14 protein-coding genes and 1 other RNA gene are annotated in these 17656 nt (G+C 59.2%); 10 read left to right on the top strand and 5 right to left on the bottom strand.

Annotated features, from left to right (window positions below):
* Positions 1-186 precede the first annotated feature (186 nt).
* Complete coding sequence (locus BHU62_RS15880) at positions 187-1062, bottom strand: pyruvate, water dikinase regulatory protein (RefSeq protein ID WP_171971326.1); 876 nt, start codon at positions 1060-1062, stop codon at positions 187-189.
* A gap of 446 nt (positions 1063-1508) precedes the next feature.
* On the opposite strand from BHU62_RS15880, the gene ppsA reads away from it, so the two are divergent.
* Positions 1509-3887 carry a phosphoenolpyruvate synthase gene (gene ppsA / locus BHU62_RS15870; protein WP_073532863.1) on the top strand — a complete coding sequence of 793 codons (2379 nt, stop codon included), beginning with the start codon at positions 1509-1511 and terminating at the stop codon, positions 3885-3887.
* A gap of 109 nt (positions 3888-3996) precedes the next feature.
* Here ppsA and rprA read toward each other — a convergent pair.
* Positions 3997-4092, bottom strand: an RNA gene (rprA, locus tag BHU62_RS15865) — antisense sRNA RprA.
* A gap of 274 nt (positions 4093-4366) precedes the next feature.
* Positions 4367-5467: an AI-2E family transporter YdiK gene (gene ydiK, locus BHU62_RS15860; protein WP_073532862.1), complete on the bottom strand. Its 1101-nt coding sequence runs from the start codon at positions 5465-5467 to the stop codon at positions 4367-4369.
* A 246-nt stretch (positions 5468-5713) separates the two neighbouring features.
* On the opposite strand from ydiK, the gene BHU62_RS15855 reads away from it, so the two are divergent.
* Both BHU62_RS15855 and menI read left to right on the top strand, forming a co-directional pair.
* Positions 5714-8770: an FAD-binding and (Fe-S)-binding domain-containing protein gene (locus BHU62_RS15855; RefSeq protein WP_073532861.1), complete on the top strand. Its 3057-nt coding sequence runs from the start codon at positions 5714-5716 to the stop codon at positions 8768-8770.
* Positions 8767-9183: a 1,4-dihydroxy-2-naphthoyl-CoA hydrolase gene (menI, locus tag BHU62_RS15850; protein ID WP_016927938.1), complete on the top strand. Its 417-nt coding sequence runs from the start codon at positions 8767-8769 to the stop codon at positions 9181-9183. Before BHU62_RS15855 ends, menI begins: the two co-directional genes overlap by 4 nt.
* Before the next feature lie 45 nt (positions 9184-9228).
* On the opposite strand, the gene BHU62_RS15845 is transcribed toward menI, so the two are convergent.
* The gene (locus BHU62_RS15845) at positions 9229-9633 is read right to left on the bottom strand and encodes a hypothetical protein (protein WP_073532860.1); all 405 of its coding nucleotides are present in this window, start codon (positions 9631-9633) and stop codon (positions 9229-9231) included.
* A 528-nt stretch (positions 9634-10161) separates the two neighbouring features.
* Between BHU62_RS15845 and sufA the strand changes: the two genes are divergently transcribed.
* From sufA to BHU62_RS15810, 7 genes are all read left to right on the top strand, one after another.
* Complete coding sequence (gene sufA, locus BHU62_RS15840) at positions 10162-10533, top strand: Fe-S cluster assembly scaffold SufA (RefSeq protein ID WP_073532859.1); 372 nt, start codon at positions 10162-10164, stop codon at positions 10531-10533.
* Positions 10534-10547: 14 nt separating this feature from the next.
* Entirely contained in the window at positions 10548-12044 is a 1497-nt protein-coding gene (gene sufB, locus BHU62_RS15835) for a Fe-S cluster assembly protein SufB (RefSeq protein WP_073532858.1), read from the top strand.
* Positions 12045-12087: 43 nt separating this feature from the next.
* Entirely contained in the window at positions 12088-12834 is a 747-nt protein-coding gene (sufC, locus tag BHU62_RS15830) for a Fe-S cluster assembly ATPase SufC (protein WP_073532857.1), read from the top strand.
* A complete protein-coding gene (gene sufD / locus BHU62_RS15825; protein ID WP_073532856.1) occupies positions 12809-14095 on the top strand; it encodes a Fe-S cluster assembly protein SufD in 1287 nt (428 codons plus the stop codon). The genes sufC and sufD overlap by 26 nt, the downstream gene beginning before the upstream one ends.
* Positions 14092-15318: a cysteine desulfurase SufS gene (sufS, locus tag BHU62_RS15820; protein WP_073532855.1), complete on the top strand. Its 1227-nt coding sequence runs from the start codon at positions 14092-14094 to the stop codon at positions 15316-15318. The genes sufD and sufS overlap by 4 nt, the downstream gene beginning before the upstream one ends.
* Positions 15319-15354: 36 nt before the next feature.
* On the top strand, positions 15355-15771 hold the full coding sequence (gene sufE / locus BHU62_RS15815; RefSeq protein ID WP_073532854.1) for a cysteine desulfuration protein SufE: 417 nt from the start codon (positions 15355-15357) through the stop codon (positions 15769-15771).
* A gap of 294 nt (positions 15772-16065) precedes the next feature.
* On the top strand, positions 16066-17079 hold the full coding sequence (locus tag BHU62_RS15810) for a L,D-transpeptidase family protein (protein ID WP_073532853.1): 1014 nt from the start codon (positions 16066-16068) through the stop codon (positions 17077-17079).
* Between the two features lie 140 nt (positions 17080-17219).
* Here BHU62_RS15810 and BHU62_RS15805 read toward each other — a convergent pair whose 3' ends face one another.
* Positions 17220-17456 carry a major outer membrane lipoprotein gene (locus BHU62_RS15805; RefSeq protein ID WP_004931354.1) on the bottom strand — a complete coding sequence of 79 codons (237 nt, stop codon included), beginning with the start codon at positions 17454-17456 and terminating at the stop codon, positions 17220-17222.
* Between the last annotated feature and the right edge of the window lie 200 nt (positions 17457-17656).

Genomic DNA, 17656 nt, shown 5'->3' with positions numbered 1-17656 from the left:
GAAACTGTTCTTCTCTGCGGCAGGAGTGCCGGGAAGTGATGGCGATCACAATAACGCAAAAAGCGCTGAATTCAACCGTAGATATGGTGTTCTGTTGATCAAAGCCGCGAAAAAAAGCACAAAAAAATCAGCCGGTGCTGAAATAAACGTCAGGTGGCGGGGCGCAGCGGCCCCGTCATGAAAGGCTCAGAACATGCGGCGGCTCATGCCGAGGATGTCGAGGATTTTGGTGGAGATCTCTTCGACCGAATAGTTGGTGGTGTTGAGATAGCGGATCTGGTTTTTGCGGAACAGCGCCTCGACCTCGGCGATCTCCATCCGGCACTGGCGCAATGAGGCGTAACGGCTATTTTCGCGCCGCTCTTCGCGGATCGCCGCCAGGCGTTCCGGGTCGATGGTCAAACCGAAAAGTTTATGCTGAAACGGTTTAAGTGAGGCGGGAAGGTGCAAATTGTCCATATCGTCGGCGATAAACGGGTAGTTGGCGGCGCGGATGCCGAACTGCATCGCCAGATAGAGGCTGGTGGGGGTTTTGCCGCAGCGCGACACGCCGAGTAGGATCACCTGTGCCTGATCGAGGTTGCGCAGCGAAATGCCGTCGTCGTGTGCCAGGGTATAGTCGATGGCGGCGATGCGCGCGTCATACTTGCCGAGGTTGCTGGCGGTCAGGCCGTGGGTGCGGTTCGGCACCGGCGTCGGCTCCACTTCCAGCTCCCCTTGCAGTGGGCCGACCAGTGCCTGCACGATATCCTGGCAGAAGCCTTCGCTCTGCACGATCACATCGCGCACTTCCGGCGAAATGATGGAGTAAAACACCAGTGGGCGAACACCAGTTTCGTTATAAATATCATTGATTTGCTGGCGAACTGCGCGCGCGCGCGCCTCGGTTTCGACAAAGGGTAAGGTGTAGGTGGTCGCCGTGACCGGAAACTGCGACAGCACCGCATGTCCCAGCACTTCGGCGGTGATCGCCGTGCCATCCGAAATATAAAAAACGCTTCTTTCCACCTGAGGCTCCTTACCTGAAAACGGTGTTCCTGCTGTTATCACTGCCGATATCATGAGCCGCAGACGATCCGTCGGTAAAGGGGCGAGGGAAAAAATTGTGACGGCGGGGCGGTAAACCGAGCTGCCGCGGCCTGCGGATGAAACGGCGCTTTACCGGGTGTGAAAATCGCGTCTCAACGGCGCATTTCTGCCTGAACCGCAAATTTGCCGCTATTTTCATCAAAAACGGTAGCGTTTGCGTGGTCATTAAAACGGAAGTTTAAAAAATACGTAATTTGTTGAGAATTAAGCTTTTCGTGCGATTGGGAACGGTTCCCAGGCAAATCAGCCGGTTAGGACATTCTCTTAAAAACCACTTTCTTCAGTGGGTTGATCGATTCACCTTTCCATTTTCCCCGGATCAGTGTGCTAGTCTGATTCGGCTCCGTTGTTTAGCGGCGCCGTAAAGCAAGCGAATTAAATCCGTCTTTACCCTACTGATAGCAATAAGGATTGTCTCGATGTCCAACAATGGCCCAGACTTGCGTAATGTGCTTTGGTACAACCAGCTTGGCATGCACGACGTTGACCGTGTCGGCGGCAAAAACGCCTCCCTCGGTGAAATGATCACCAATCTTTCCGATTTGGGCGTGGCCGTGCCGAACGGTTTTGCCACCACCGCGCAGGCGTTTAACGATTTCCTCGAACAAAGCGGTGTTAACCAGCGCATCTATCAGTTACTGGATCAGACTGACGTTGACGACGTTGCACAATTGGCCAAGGCCGGCGCCCAGATCCGCCAGTGGGTGATCGACACGCCGTTCCACGCCGAGTTCGAACGTGAAATTCATCAGGCTTACCAACAGCTCGCCGACGGCGAACCGGAAGCCTCCTTTGCGGTGCGCTCCTCCGCCACGGCGGAAGATATGCCGGACGCCTCCTTCGCCGGCCAGCAGGAAACCTTCCTCAACGTGCAGGGTATCGACGCCGTGATGGTGGCGATCAAGCACGTGTTCGCGTCGCTGTTCAACGACCGCGCCATCTCTTATCGCGTGCACCAGGGCTACGACCACCGCGGCGTGGCGCTGTCGGCAGGCGTGCAGCGCATGGTGCGCTCCGATCTGGCCTCCTCGGGCGTGATGTTTACCATCGACACCGAGTCCGGCTTCGATCAGGTGGTGTTCATCACTTCCGCCTTCGGCCTGGGCGAAATGGTGGTGCAGGGCGCGGTGAACCCGGATGAGTTTTACGTGCACAAACCGACGCTGCAAAAGGGCAAGCCGGCGATCGTCCGCCGCAACCTGGGCTCGAAGAAAATCCGTATGGTGTACGCGCCGTCGCAGGATCACGGCAAGCAGGTGCGCATCGAAGACGTGCCGGAAGCGCAGCGCAGCCGTTTCTCGTTGACGGATGACGAAGTGCAGGCGCTGGCGCACCAGGCGATCCTGATCGAAAAACATTACGGCCGCCCGATGGATATCGAGTGGGCGAAAGACGGCCACACCGGCAAGCTGCTGATCGTGCAGGCGCGCCCGGAGACCGTCCGCTCCAACGAGCAGACCATGGAACGCTACCAGCTGAACGGCTCCAGCCCGGTGCTGGTGGAAGGCCGTGCCATCGGCCACCGCATCGGCGCTGGTCCGGTGAAAGTGATCCACGACATCAGCGAAATGGATCGCATCCTGCCGGGCGACGTGCTGGTGACCGACATGACCGACCCGGACTGGGAACCGATCATGAAAAAGGCCGCCGCGATCGTCACCAACCGTGGCGGGCGCACCTGCCATGCGGCGATCATCGCCCGTGAGCTGGGTATTCCGGCGGTGGTGGGCTGCGGCCATGCCACCGACGTGCTGAAAGACGGCCAGAAAGTCACCGTGTCCTGCGCGGAAGGCGACACCGGCTTCGTTTACAGCGATATGCTGGATTTCAGCGTGCAGAGCTCTGAAGTGACCGAATTGCCGGATCTGCCGCTGAAGATCATGATGAACGTCGGCAACCCGGATCGCGCCTTCGACTTCGCGCGTTTGCCGAATGAGGGCGTGGGCCTGGCGCGGTTGGAATTTATCATCAACCGCATGATCGGCGTGCACCCGCGCGCGCTGCTGGAGTTCGACCAGCAGACGCCGGCGCTGCAAAATGAGATCCGTGCGCTGATGCAGGGTTATGATCACCCGGTCGAGTTCTACGTCGGCCGCCTGACTGAAGGCATCGCGACGCTGGGCGCCGCCTTCTGGCCGAAGCGCGTGATCGTGCGCCTGTCCGACTTCAAATCCAACGAGTACGCCAACCTGGTGGGCGGCGACAAGTATGAGCCGCACGAAGAGAACCCGATGCTGGGCTTCCGCGGCGCCGGTCGCTACGTGGCCGACAGTTTCCGCGATTGCTTCGCGCTGGAGTGCGAGGCGGTGAAACGCGTGCGTAACGAAATGGGGCTGACCAACGTCGAGATCATGGTGCCGTTCGTGCGCACCGTGGCGCAGGCGGAAGCGGTGGTGGCCGAGCTGGCGCGTCAGGGCCTGAAGCGTGGTGAAAACGGGCTGAAAGTGATCATGATGTGCGAGATCCCGTCCAATGCGCTGTTGGCGGATCAGTTCCTGGAGCACTTCGACGGTTTCTCCATCGGTTCCAACGACATGACTCAGCTGGCGCTGGGGCTGGATCGCGATTCCGGCGTGGTGTCGGAACTGTTCGACGAGCGCAACGAGGCGGTAAAAGCGCTGCTGTCGATGGCGATTCAGGCGGCCAAGCGCCACGGCAAATATGTCGGCATCTGCGGCCAGGGGCCATCCGACCACGAAGACTTCGCCGAGTGGCTGATGGAGCAGGGCATCGACAGCCTGTCGCTCAATCCGGATACCGTGGTGCAAACTTGGATCAATTTGTCGAACAAGAAATAATGCCACGGCGTTGCTAAGGTATTAACGCAAGGCCGCAGTTTACGCTGCGGCCTTTTTATTTCTGAATGTAAATAACGGCGTGCAAAATAATCAATTTGGCGAAAAAAGAATAAAAAAAAGCCCATCGTAGGAGATGGGCAAAGACTACACACAGCAATTCACATGTATGGCATTACATTGTTCCGAAAGGTTGCTTTAAAATCAGTGATTTGAAGCAATAGATGCCCATAATACTAGATATTTGAACGCGACTAGTCATTAAGAATCATCCTAATCGATAGCGGCATCACATTTTATTTACAGAAGTTATCTCTTTTAGCGTCTCGCGGCAAACACGGATTGACATTGCATCTTTAATTTGTCGTTCTGCTAATCAGCAAACCACGGCAATATAATTGGCGAAGATATTACCCGAATTAGGTAGATATAAACGACGGCGGGGAAATATTCCGCCCGACGATGCGGGCGGAAGGGGGAGATTAGCGTTTTTCCAACTCTTCGATGACGTGCTCCGGCGCGTTCGTGGGCTCCGGTGCTTCATTCATCCAGGCGGTCAGCAGACGGTAAGACACCGCCAACACCACCGGGCCGATGAACAGGCCGATCATGCCGAAGGCCAGCAAACCGCCAATAACGCCGGAGAGGATCAGCAACAGCGGCAGATCGGCGCCCATGCGGATCAGCACCGGGCGCAACACGTTATCCAGCGTGGCCACGACGCAGCTCCAGACCAGCAGCACGGTGCCCCAGGTGGTGTCGCCGTGCCAGTACAGCCAGATGATGGCCGGCACCAGCACCAACAGCGGCCCCAGTTGTGCCACGCAGCAGATGAAGATCAGCATCGTCAGCAGGGTCGCGGCCGGAATGCCGCTCACCGCCAGACCGATGCCGCCCAGCACCGATTGCACCAATGCCGTCACCACCACGCCCAGCGCCACCGCGCGGATCGCCTGGCCGCCCAGCAGCACCGCCGCGTCGCCGCGTTCGGAACCGAGGCGCACCGCAAAGTGGCGAATACCCAGCGCTACTTGCTCGCCGCGTGCGTACAACAAGGCGCTGAACAGCAGCATCAGCGCGCAGTGCAGCAGCAGACGGCCGATATGCGCCGCCTGCGCCACGAACCAGGTGGCGGTCTGGCCGAAATACGGCTGCACCTTCGCCAGCAGCGCGGCGCCGCCGGCGTTAATCAGCGTATGGTAACTGGTGTAAAGCTTGTCGCCGATCATCGGGAGGGACTGGAGCCAGGCGAGATCGGGAATATGCAGTTTGCCCGGCGAACTGGCCCAGGCGATCAGCGGCGCGCTGTTATCCACCACGCTGCTGATCAGCAAAGAGATCGGCAGAATGAACAGCAGGATCAGCAGCAGGGTCATGACCAGCACCGCCAGCGAGCGGCGCCCCCATAACAACTTTTGCAGTTTGAGCAGCAGTGGCCAGGTGGCGATCACCACCATGCCGGCCCAGGCGAAGCCGAGAATAAACGGTTGGATCACCCAAAAACAGGCGACGATCATGATGGCGATAAACAGCACGCCGAAGATAATTCGCGGTAAGTCGTAACGCGATTGCGGAAGTGGCATCAATGGGCTCTCATCCTGGTCAATTAAATCCCTGGCACCGGCGAATCGGGGGTGCCTGTCGGTCGGTTTCTCACCGCCGGGCGGCCGCCTGTGGCGGCGCTCGCAGGGCGGTAATAATGTGAATGCCTTCACTAAACGAGTATGTTAGTTTTTAGTGTCACTAAAAAATAGGGTGGGTCTGAATTAAAGGCCCGATTCAGCGTACATCAGCGCATAAAAAATAGACGGACAGGGTCAAAAAAGCGAATGATCCCACAGATTTCTCAGGCGCCCGGCCTCGTTCAACGGGTGCTCGACTTTTTGGAAGCACTGAAGCAAAACGGGTTCAACGGCGATACCGCCACCAGCTACGCCGACCGGCTGACAATGGCTACCGACAACAGCATCTATCAGCTGTTGCCCGATGCGGTGGTGTTCCCCCGTTCCACCGCCGACGTGGCGCTGATTGCCCGCCTGGCGGGGGAAGAGCGTTTCAATACGCTGACCTTCAGCCCGCGCGGCGGTGGCACCGGCACCAACGGCCAGGCGCTCAATACCGGCATCGTGGTCGATATGTCGCGTCATATGAACCGCATCCTGGAAATCAACGTCGAGCAGGGCTGGGTGAAAGTCGAAGCCGGGGTGATCAAGGATCAGCTTAATCAATACCTGCGGCCGTTCGGCTACTTCTTTTCGCCGGAACTGTCCACCAGCAACCGCGCCACGTTGGGTGGCATGATCAACACGGACGCCTCTGGCCAGGGCTCGCTGGTGTACGGCAAAACCTCCGATCACGTGTTGGGCCTGCGGGCGGTGCTGCTGGGCGGCGAGATGATCGACACCCGCGCCATGCCGACGGCGCTGGCGGAAACGATTGCTCTGGAAGAGACCGCCGAAGGGCGTATCTACCGCACGGTGCTGCACCGTTGCCGCGACCGGCGCGCGCTGATCCTGGAAAAATTCCCCAAGCTCAACCGTTTCCTCACCGGTTACGATCTGCGCCACGTGCTGAGCGACGATCTGCAAACCTTCGATCTGACGCGCATCCTGACCGGCGCCGAGGGCACGTTGGCGTTTATCACCGAAGCGCGGCTGGATATCACGCCGCTGCCGCAGGTACGCCGCCTGGTCAATGTGAAGTACGACTCCTTCGACTCGGCGCTGCGCAATGCGCCCTTTATGGTCGAAGCCAAGGCGCTGTCGGTGGAAACCATCGATTCCAAGGTGCTGAACTTGGCGCGTGAAGACATCGTCTGGCACTCGGTGAACGAACTGATTGCCGACGTGCCGGATAAAGAAATGCTCGGGCTGAATATCGTCGAGTTCGCCGGCGACGACCGGGCGCTGATCGACGGCCAGATGGAGGCCCTGTGCCAACGGCTGGACGAATTGATTGCACAGCGGCAGGGCGGCGTAATCGGTTATCAGATCTGCGGCGATATGGCGGGCATTGAACGCATTTACAACATGCGCAAGAAGGCGGTCGGGCTGCTGGGCAATGCCAAAGGGCGCGCCAAGCCGATCCCGTTCGCCGAAGACACCTGCGTGCCGCCGCAGCACCTGGCGGACTATATCGTCGAGTTCCGTCAACTGCTCGACGACCATAACCTGAGCTACGGCATGTTCGGCCACGTCGATGCCGGGGTGCTGCATGTGCGCCCGGCGCTCGACATGTGCGATCCCCAGCAGGAAATGCTGATGAAGCAGATTTCCGATCAGGTGGTGGCGCTGACCGCCAAATATGGTGGCCTGCTGTGGGGTGAACACGGCAAGGGCTTCCGCGCCGAATACAGCCCCGAATTTTTTGGGGAAACGCTGTACGAGGAGCTGCGCCGTATCAAGGCGGCGTTCGATCCGGATAACCGTTTGAACCCAGGCAAGATCTGTGCGCCGCTGGCGGTGGATGCTCCGATGATGCAGGTGGACGCGGTCAAGCGCGGCACCTTCGATCGCCAAATCCCGGTCGAGGTGCGTACCGCGTTCCGCGGCGCGCTGGAGTGTAACGGCAACGGCCTGTGCTTCAACTTCGACGTGCGTAGCCCGATGTGCCCGTCGATGAAGATCAGCGGCAACCGCATTCATTCACCGAAAGGGCGGGCGACGCTGGTGCGCGAGTGGCTGCGTCTGTTGGCCGAGCAGGGCGTCGATCCGCTGGCGCTGGAGAAACAGCTGCCGCAGCAGCGCCTCAGCTTGCGCGGTGTGATCGAGAAGACCCGCAACAGCTGGCACGCCGGTAAGGGCGAGTACGACTTCTCGCACGAAGTGAAAGAGGCGATGTCCGGCTGCCTGGCCTGCAAAGCCTGCTCCACCCAGTGCCCGATCAAGATTGACGTGCCGGGGTTCCGTTCGCGCTTCCTGCAGCTCTACCACACCCGCTATCTGCGCCCGGTGAGCGACTATATGGTCGCCGGCGTGGAGAGCTATACCCCGTTGATGGCACGCGCGCCGAAGGTGTTCAACTTCTTCTTCCGCCAGCCGTGGCTGCGGGAGATGAGCCGCAACACCATCGGCATGGTCGACCTGCCGCTGTTGTCCAGCCCGACGCTGCGCCAGCAGCTGTCCGGCCACCGTGCAACCACCCTGACGCTTGAACAGTTGGAAGGGTTGAGTGCCGAGCAGCGTGAAGAACACGTGTTGATCGTCCAGGATCCGTTCACCAGCTATTACGACGCCAAAGTGGTGGCGGACTTTGTTCGGCTGGTGGAGAAGCTCGGCTATAAACCGGTGCTGCTGCCGTTCTCGCCGAACGGCAAGGCGCAGCATGTGAAAGGTTTCCTGACGCGTTTCGCCCGCACCGCGCGCAAGACCGCCGATTTCCTCAATCGCGTGGCGCAGCTCGGCATGCCGCTGGTGGGGGTCGATCCGGCGCTGGTGTTGTGTTACCGCGACGAATACCGCGAGATCCTCGGCACCGAGCGCGGCGATTTCCAGGTGCAGCTGGTGCATGAGTGGTTGCAACAGCGGATCGGGGAGCGCGCCGAACAGCCGGCGACCGGCGAGCCGTGGTATCTGTTCGGCCACTGCACCGAAACCACCGCGCTGCCAGCCAGTGGTCAACAGTGGGCGGCGATCTTCGCCCGCTTCGGCGCCAAACTGGAGAACGTCAGCGTCGGCTGCTGCGGCATGGCCGGCACGTACGGCCATGAAGCCAAGAACCTGCAAAACTCGCTTGGCATTTATGAGCTATCATGGCATCCGACGCTGCAGCGTTTGCCGCGGCAGCGCTGCCTGGCGACCGGCTATTCCTGCCGCAGCCAGGTGAAACGCATCGAGGGCAATGGCGTGCGCCACCCATTACAGGCACTTCTGGAGATGATTGAGTGAAATTGTGGAAACGTGAAACATCGCTGGAGCAGCTGAACCGCGCCGGTGACGGCTGCATGGTCAGCCATGTAGGCATCGAGTTTACCCAGCTGGGCGAAGATTTCCTGGAGGCCACCATGCCGGTGGACGGCCGCACTCGGCAACCGTTCGGGCTGCTGCACGGCGGGGCGTCGGTGGTGCTGGCGGAGTCGATGGGCTCGATGGCCGGTTACCTGTGCAGCGAGGGCGAGCAGAAAGTGGTGGGGCTGGAAATTAACGCCAACCATCTGCGCGCGGTGTTCGATGGCCAGGTACGCGGGGTATGCCGTGCGCTGCACGTTGGCCGCCGTCACCAGGTGTGGCAGATCGAAATCTTCGACGCGCGCGATCGGCTGTGCTGCACCTCGCGTCTGACCACGGCGGTCATCGACTGATTCTTGCCGGTTTCCGCAGGCCGTCGGCCTGCGGAGCGCTTCGCTTTACAGTTGAAACGGCACGCGTTTGACGAAGTCTTTCTGAAACGCGTTCGCCTTCTCCCAGATGCCTTCCATCGCGTATTTTTGGCAGATCAGCGTCAGCGTGTGGCGTGCAAAGTGGTAGCTTTGCACCCGAAACAGCTGGCAGCGCTGCGGGTTGTTGATCTCGACGATCAGCCGGTTATGCAGCTTGCTGAGCGCGTGCAGGTAGCTGTCGTCATCGCCGTTCTCCAGACACAGGTTGGCCATGGTGAGGCTGACGCTGTTGTACCGCTTCAGATGATCAATATTGCACTCCGGCCGCCGCAGCGCCGCTTCGGCCATATAAAAGTCCACCGTGGCGTCGCGCACGCTGAATTTGTATTCATCAATCTTGCCCAGCAACCATGCGTTGATCGAAAGAGTCATTGGCTTCGTGCCTACATTGAAATTGAATGATAATCATTATCATATAAACTGCCGCGCTACCAATCAATCCCCGGCGCGACGTTTTTTATTCGCACGGGGCGGCAATGGGCCGCCGCCGGCCCAACCTCATACAGAGCGACTAAACTTTAAACTGAAGGCCGTGTGTTCACTCAGCGGGGAGAAATGCCGATAAACGCACATTTACGACAGACAGAATGCAGAAATAGGTATTTTCTATGAATGTTTAGATCGGCAATGCACCGCGGCGCTGTAACGCTGGCGGGCCACCGGGAAACACGGTGCGGTGATGAAAAATGTAAAACAAATTCATATGGATGGAATAAATGTCTGGCCGCCTGACACCGCAAGCCGCCGCGGGTGTCCCGTTGGCTTGCCGCACGCCGCAGCGAAAAACCGCGCTCGCGGCGCATACCCCCGCAAAACAAACGGTTGAAGTGATAATCGTTATCACTAACATATAAGCAACCCAGAATGGCTGTGGCTAAACACGAGTGTGAGGTAGACCCTATGCAAACGGAAAATGTCGGCACTTTTTCTCTGGACGACCATGTCTGGCAAGGCATTTCGCTCAGCGACAGCGCCGTAAGACAAATAAGCAAACTGATGCAGCAGGATCCGCAGGTGAAAGGGCTGCAGCTAGGGGTGAAACAATCCGGCTGCGCCGGCTTTGCCTATGTGCTGGATCTCGCGCGCGAACCTGCCGATGACGATCTGCTGTTTGAACGCGACGGCGCCAAACTCTATGTGCCGCTGAAGGCCATGCCGTTTATCGATGGCACCACGGTAGATTATGTCCGCGAAGGGCTGAATCAGATATTCAAATTCAACAATCCTAAAGCTCAGCATGCCTGCGGGTGTGGCGAAAGCTTTGGCGTTTGAGCGATGCAATCAACATGACACGAAGCAATGTAGAAATGCCTAATGAAGTGCAGGCTTGGGTCAGCGAAGGTCGCTATAAAGAAGGTTTCTTCACCCAGCTGGCTACCGATGAGTTGGCCAAGGGCATCAACGAAGAGGTGGTGCGCGCCATCTCGGCCAAGCGCAATGAACCGGCGTGGATGTTGGAATTCCGCCTCGAGGCTTATCGCGCCTGGTTGCAGATGGAAGAACCACACTGGCTGAAGGCCAATTATGAACGCCTGAACTACCAGGACTACAGTTACTATTCGGCGCCGTCCTGCGGCAGCTGCGACGATGCCTGCGGTTCGCAACCCGGCGCCGAGCAGCAACCGGGCGCGGCGACGGAAAAAGATTACCTGACCAGTGAAGTTGAGCTGGCGTTCAACCAGCTCGGCGTGCCGGTGCGTGAGGGCAGCGAGGTGGCGGTGGACGCCATCTTCGACTCGGTCTCGGTCGCCACCACTTACCGCGAAAAACTGGCGGAGAGCGGGGTGATCTTCTGCTCGTTCGGCGAAGCTATCCAGGAATACCCGGATCTGGTGCGCCAGTATCTGGGGCGCGTAGTGCCGTCCAACGATAACTTCTTCGCCGCGCTGAACGCCGCGGTGGCCTCCGACGGCACTTTCGTCTATGTGCCGAAGGGCGTGCGCTGCCCGATGGAGCTGTCGACCTACTTCCGCATCAACGCCGCCAAAACCGGCCAGTTCGAGCGCACCATTCTGATCGCCGACGAAGGCAGCTATGTCAGCTACATCGAAGGCTGCTCCGCCCCGGTGCGCGACAGCTACCAGCTGCACGCGGCGGTGGTGGAAGTGATCCTGCATAAAGACGCCGAAGTGAAATACTCGACGGTGCAGAACTGGTTCTCCGGCGGCGACAGCCAGGGCGGCATTCTCAACTTTGTCACCAAGCGCGCGCTGTGCGAAGGCGCCGGCTCGAAAATGTCCTGGACCCAGTCGGAAACCGGCTCAGCCATCACCTGGAAATACCCGAGCGTGATCCTGCAGGGCGATAACTCGATCGGTGAATTCTTCTCGGTGGCGCTGACCAACGGCCATCAACAGGCGGATACCGGCACCAAGATGATCCACATCGGCAAAAACACCCGTTCGACCATCATCGCCAAAGGCATCTCCGCCGGCCACAGTGAGAACACCTATCGCGGCCTGGTGAAAATTCTGCCGGGGGCGGAAAACGCCCGCAACTTTACCCAGTGCGACTCGATGCTGATCGGGCCGGACAGCGGCGCCCACACGTTCCCTTACGTCGAAGCGCGCAACAACAGCGCACAGCTGGAGCACGAAGCCACCACCTCGAAGATCGGCGACGACCAGCTGTTCTACTGCCTGCAACGCGGCATCAGCGAGGATGACGCCATTTCGATGATCGTCAACGGTTTCTGTAAGGACGTTTTCTCCGAGTTGCCGCTGGAGTTCGCCGTTGAGGCGCAAAAACTTCTGGCCATCAGCCTGGAACACAGCGTGGGTTAATCGCCGCATTTTAAGCGCAGCCGGCGCTATTTGAGGACACAGCATGTTAAGCATCAAGAATTTGAAAGTCAGCGTGGAAGGCAACGAGATCCTCAAGGGATTGGATCTGGAGATCAAACCGGGCGAAGTGCACGCCATCATGGGGCCGAACGGCTCGGGCAAGAGCACGCTGTCCGCCACGCTGGCCGGGCGTGAAGAGTACGAAGTGACCGAGGGTGATGTCACCTTCAAAGGCAAGGATCTGCTGGCGTTGGATCCGGAAGATCGCGCCGGTGAAGGCGTGTTCCTGGCCTTCCAGTATCCGGTGGAGATCCCTGGCGTCAGCAACCACTTCTTCCTGCAAACCTCGGTCAACGCGGTGCGCAAATACCGCGAGCAAGAGCCGCTGGATCGTTTCGATTTCGCCGATTTCATCGAAGAGAAAATCGCGCTGCTGGATATGCCGGCCGACCTGCTGACCCGTTCGGTCAACGTCGGCTTCTCCGGCGGCGAGAAAAAGCGCAACGACATTTTGCAGATGGCGGCGCTGGAGCCGGATCTGTGCATTCTCGACGAAACCGACTCCGGTCTGGACATTGACGCGTTGAAGATCGTCGCCAACGGCGTCAATTCGCTGCGGGACGGCAAGCGCGCCTTTATCATCGTGACCCACTACCAACGCATTCTGGACTACATCAAACCGGATTACGTGCACGTGCTGTCGCAGGGGCGCATCGTCAAATCCGGCGATTTCTCGCTGGTGAAACAGTTGGAGGAGCAGGGCTATGGCTGGCTTACCGACCAACAGTAACTCAAACGCGCTGCAGCAGCTGTATCGCCTGTTTGAAGGCCGCGGCGGCGAGCGTTCGCCACATGCGCTGGCGCACTGGCAGCAGGCGCTGCGTCTCGGCTGGCCGACGCGCAAGCATGAGAACTGGAAATACACGCCGCTGGAAGGGCTGCTGGAGCAGCAGTTCCTCGAGCCGCAGCCCGCGCCGGTGAGCGCAGAGCAGCGCGATGCGTTGGCGCTCGGCATCGACGCCTGCCGGCTGGTGTTTATCGACGGCCGCTACAGCGCCGCGCTCAGCGATAGCGATCTGGGCGACTACCAGTTCGAGTTGACCGCCTACGGCATGCCGCAGGCGCTGCCGGAGCCGATCCAGCCGGAGATCTTCCTGCACCTGACTGAAAGCCTGGCACAGGAAACCAGCCTGATTCGCCTGCCGGCCGGCAAGGCACCCGCTCGGCCGCTCTATTTGCTGCATATCAGCAGCGGACGCGGCGCCGTAGGGGAAGTGAACACCGTGCATCATCGCCACCATTTGGAGGTCGAGCGCGGGGCGGAGGCGGAGGTGATCGAACACTACGTCAGCCTCGGCGAGGCAGCGCACTTCACCGGCGCGCGCCTGACCGCCAACGTAGCGGACAACGCCGGGCTGTTGCACTGCAAACTGGCGTTTGAAAGCCGGCCGAGCTATCACTTTGCCCATAACGATCTGGTTATCGGCCGCGACGCGCGGGTAAAAAGCGACAGCTTCCTGCTGGGCGCCGGCCTGACGCGCCACAACACCAGCGCGCAGCTGAACGGCGAAGGCGCCAACCTGGTGATCAACAGCCTGGTGTTGCCGGTGGGCAAAGAGATCTGCGATACCCGCACCTATCTGGAGCATAACAAGGGGTATTGCGAAAGCCGCCAGCTGCATAAAACCGTGGTCAGCGATCGCGGCAAGGCGGTGTTTAACGGCATGATCAAAGTGGCTAAATACGCGATTAAAACCGACGGCCAGATGACCAACCACAACCTGCTGCTGGGGCAGGTGGCGGAGGTGGATACCAAGCCGCAGCTGGAGATCTACGCCGATGACGTCAAATGCAGCCACGGCGCCACCGTGGGGCGCATCGATGAAGAGCAGCTGTTCTATCTGCAGTCGCGCGGCATCGACAAGCACGCGGCGCAGCAGATGATCATCTTCGCCTTCGCTGCCGAGCTGACCGAAGGCATCGCCAACGACACCATCCGGGAACGGGTGCTGGCGCGCATCGCCCAGCGCCTGCCGGGGGAGGCTGCATGAGTTATCCGATTGAACGTGTGCGCAGCGAATTCCCGCTGCTGGCGCGTGAGGTGAACGGTCAACCGCTGGCCTATCTCGACAGCGCCGCCAGCGCGCAAAAACCGCAGGCGGTGATCGACCGCGAACTGGAGTTCTACCGTCACGGCTATGCGGCGGTGCATCGCGGCATCCATACCCTGAGCGCCGAGGCGACTCAGCAGATGGAAGCGGTGCGGGAACAGGCGGCACGCTTTATCAACGCCGCGTCGGCAGAGGAGATGGTGTTCGTCAAGGGCACCACCGAAGGCATCAACCTGGTGGCCAACAGCTTCGGCCGCCACCTGTTGCAACCGGGCGACGCCATTCTCATCACCGAGATGGAGCACCATGCCAACATCGTGCCGTGGCAGATGCTGGCGCAGGAGCGCGGGCTGCAGCTGCGGGTGTGGCCGCTGCAGCCGGACGGTACGCTGGATCTGGCGCGGCTGCCGGAGCTGGTCGACGCGTCCTGCAAACTGCTGGCGTTGGCCGAAGTGTCCAACGTGCTGGGTACCGTTAACCCGGTGCGCGACATCATCGCTCGCGCTAAAGCCTTGTCGCCGGAACTGAGGGTGCTGGTGGACGGCGCGCAGGCGGTGATGCACCAGCGGGTTGACGTGCAGGCGCTGGACTGCGATTTCTACGTGTTTTCCGGTCACAAGCTGTATGGCCCTTCCGGCATCGGCATGTTGTATGGCCGCCAGGCGCTGTTGCAGCAGATGCCGCCGTGGGAAGGGGGCGGCTCGATGATCCGTCAGGTCAGCCTGACGGCGGGCACCACCTTTGCCGATCCGCCGTGGCGCTTCGAGGCCGGTTCGCCGAACACCGCCGGCATCATGGGGTTGGGGGCGGCGATCGATTACGTCGAAACCCTGGGATTGAACGCGATCCACGATTATGAACAGTCGCTGATGCACTACGCGTTGGCGGCGCTCAAGCAGGTGCCGACGCTGAAAATTTACGGCCCGGCTCACCGCGCCGGGGTGATCGCCTTCAACCTGGGGGAGCACCACGCCTATGACGTCGGCAGCTTCCTCGACCAGTATGGCATCGCCATTCGCACCGGCCACCACTGTGCGATGCCGCTGATGGCGTTTTATCAGGTGCCGAGCATGTGCCGCGCTTCGCTGGCGTTATATAATACCCGCGAAGAGGTGGACCGGCTGGTGGCCGGGCTGCGACGCATTCATCAGCTGTTAGGTTAGGCCGGGGCGCGTCCCCGGTGGTACAAAAGGATCCCCATGGCGAATTTGCCGGACAAAGATAAATTGGTGCGTAATTTCTCCCGCTGTTTGAACTGGGAGGAGAAATACCTGTATGTGATTGAACTCGGCGCCAAATTGCCGCCGTTGGACGAGGCCGAGCGGCAGGCCGGCAACCAGATCTCCGGCTGCCAGAGCCAGGTGTGGATCGTGATGCGTCTCGATGAGCAGGGGCAGATCGAGTTCCACGGCGACAGCGATGCGGCGATCGTCAAAGGGCTGCTGGCGGTGGTGTTTATTCTTTATCGTCAATTAACGCCGCAGCAGATTGTCGATCTCGACGTGCGGCCGTTTTTCGCCGAGCTGGCGCTCAGCCAACACTTGACGCCTTCGCGCTCGCAGGGGCTGGAGGCGATGATTCGCGCCATTCGCAGTAAAGCCGCACAGCTGGCCTGACCCTTTACCCTCGTGCTTAAAGGCTCATTGATTATTCACTTTGTCAATGAGTCTTTACAATCCCTCCGTTTCTCCCAGGCAACGTCGCCAATTCAGTGATATTTCAGCAGCTTATCCGTTGACGTTTCGTTGACAATCAACGACGTTGACTACGTTATAACATGTTGATTTTTAGAGAACTTATTGCCTTTGATGCCAGCGTTGCTAGTATTAATCAGGTATTGTCTGATTTACCCACCGCCAGGCGCCCGTTAGCCTTGGGGGCGAACCGTCATAAAAAATATAGGGATGATAATGAAACGTGCGTTGAGTTTAATGGGCATGGTCTTCGCCACCGTGCTGGCCGGCACCCAGGCCGCCAGTGCGACCGAGTACCCGCTGCCGCCGCCGGACAGCCGTCTGATCGGTGAAAATACCACATATACCGTGCCAAACGACGGTCGCCCGCTGGAGGCGATCGCCGCCGACTACAAGATCGGCCTGCTGGGCATGCTGGAAGCCAACCCCGGCACCGATCCGTTCCTGCCTAAGCCGGGCACGGTGCTGACCATTCCGACCCAAATGCTGTTGCCCGACACCAAACGTGAAGGGATCATCGTCAACCTGGCCGAGCTGCGCCTGTACTACTATCCGAAAGGCGAGAACAAGGTGATCGTCTATCCGATCGGTATCGGCCAGACCGGGATGCACACGCCGCTGGAAGTGACCTCCATTAGCCAGAAGATCCCTAACCCGACCTGGACGCCAACGACCAACATCCGCAAACGCTATCAGTCCCAGGGCGTGACGCTGCCTGCGGTAGTGCCGGCCGGCCCTGAGAACCCGATGGGGCTGTTCGCCCTGCGTCTGGCGATGGGGCGCGGTGAATACTTGATCCACGGCACCAACGCCAACTTCGGCATCGGCATGCGCGTCAGCTCCGGCTGTATTCGCCTGCGTCCGACGGACATCGAAGCGCTGTTCAATCAGGTGCCGCGCGGCACGCGGGTGCAGGTGATCAACGATCCGGTGAAGATTTCGGTTGAGCCGGACGGCAAACGCTATGTGGAAGTGCACCAGCCGTTGTCGCGGGTAGAAAGCGACGATCCGCAGACCATGCCGATCGCGCTGTCGAAAGCGGAGAAAGCTTTCGTTGCGGATGGGCAAACCGATCGTGCCGTGTTCGATAGCGCGGTTGTACGCCGCTCTGGCATGCCGGTACTGGTCAATGTGGGGGAGAGTCCGTCTGCGCTGAGTTTAACGCCTGTAGCGGCGCCTGCGGCGAATAAGAGCCCATTCAAGGGCGCACCGATCAGTTCGGTGAACTAAGTTTGCGGGATTGAACAGATGAAGTGGGGGTTCAGCGTGCTGAGCCCTTTTTTTTGCTCGCGACGGGTCAAGCAAGGGGCAATGGGCCGGCAAAAAAAAACGGCGCACAATGTGCGCCGTTTTCAATAACCAAAGCTATCTTACTTTTTGTAAGCGTGAGCTTGGTTGTCCAGACGCTGGTTAGCGCGTGCTGCGTCGTCTTTAGCTGCCTGAACGTCAGAACGCATTGCGTTCACGTCGTTGCTCAGCTGATCAACTTTAGCGTTCAGAGTCTGAACGTCAGAAGACAGTTGATCGATTTTAGCGTTGCTAGAGCAGCCAGCCAGCAGAGTGGAACCCAGGATTACCGCGCCCAGTACCAGTTTAGTACGATTCATTATAACACCCTCTAGATTGAGTTAATCTCCATGTAGCGTTACAAGTATTACACAAACTTTTTTCGAAAGAGAATAATTTTTTAGTGTTGAGGTGCTTTATTTTGATCGTTCGCTCAAACTTGCATCTGGTTTTACAAATTAGTTAAAAAAACGAGGGAAAACAGCCGGCTTCCATGGGACTACTCCGATTTGTTATTAGC

It is taken from the genome of Serratia marcescens (genome assembly GCF_001902635.1).
Classification (GTDB): Bacteria; Pseudomonadota; Gammaproteobacteria; order Enterobacterales; family Enterobacteriaceae; genus Serratia; species Serratia marcescens_F.
This window is presented reverse-complemented; position numbering and strand designations above follow the sequence as displayed.